The sequence below is a fragment of the Stenotrophomonas sp. 05L44_2 genome (genome assembly GCF_056665995.1).
Map to the genome: position 1 here is coordinate 1 of NZ_JBFTNR010001016.1, position 1,052 is coordinate 1,052.

At 67.4% G+C, this 1,052-nt stretch carries 1 protein-coding gene; it reads left to right on the top strand.

Annotated features, from left to right (window positions below):
- Positions 1-1,052, top strand: a 1,052-nt coding sequence (gene ligA, locus AC1VAN_RS22770) for an NAD-dependent DNA ligase LigA (protein ID WP_480986858.1), incomplete at both ends; no start/stop codon positions are given.

Below are 1,052 nucleotides of genomic sequence, written 5' to 3' on the forward strand. Positions count from 1 at the left end.
GGCAGGGACTGGCCGGATGTACTGGAAGTGCGCGGTGAGGTCTACATGGCCCGCGCCGACTTCGAGGCCTACAACGAGCGCGCGCGCCTGCACGGTGGCAAGATGCTGGCCAATCCGCGCAATGCCGCGGCCGGTTCGCTGCGCCAGCTTGACCCGAAGATCAGCGCGCAGCGCAGGCTCAGTTTCTTCACCTACGGTACCGGTGAAGTGCAGGGCGGTGAGTTGCCCGATACGCACTCGGGCACGCTGGCGCAGCTTCGCGACTGGGGTTTCCCGGTCAGCGACCTGTGCAAGGTGGTGGAAGGCAGGGACGGTCTGCTGGCGTACTACCGTGACATCGGCGAGCGTCGCGACGGCCTGGCATTCGACATTGATGGCGTGGTCTACAAGCTCGATGACCGCGCCGGCCAGCAGGCCATGGGCTTCGTGTCGCGCGCACCACGCTGGGCCATCGCGCACAAGTTCCCGGCGCAGGAACAGAGCACTACGCTGGAGGCCATCGAAATCCAGATCGGCCGCACCGGTGCTGCCACCCCGGTGGCGCGCCTTGCGCCGGTCGCGGTGGCCGGTGTGATCGTCTCCAATGCCACCCTGCACAACGCCGACCAGATCGCGCGCCTGGATGTGCGCGTGGGCGACAGCGTGATCGTGCGCCGTGCCGGCGATGTGATTCCGGAAGTGGTCAGCGTCATTCTCGACCGCCGTCCCGCCGGCACCACGCCCTGGCAGATGCCGACCAGCTGCCCGGTGTGCGGCTCGGAGATCGTGCGCGAGGAAGGGGCTGCTGCCTGGCGTTGTTCGGGCGAGCTGTCCTGCCCGGCGCAGCGCAAGGAGGCCATCGCCCACTTCGCCTCGCGACGGGCGATGGATATCGACGGTCTTGGCGACAAGTACATCGAAACCCTGGTGGACGCCGGCATCGTCAGGAGCGTGGCTGATCTGTACCGCCTCACCCGCGACCAGCTGCTGCACCTGAAGCTGGTGCTGGATGCTGAAGATCCTTCCGCGCTCGCGGCCGGCCTGAAACTGCACCTGCCGGCAGAAGGCAGTGG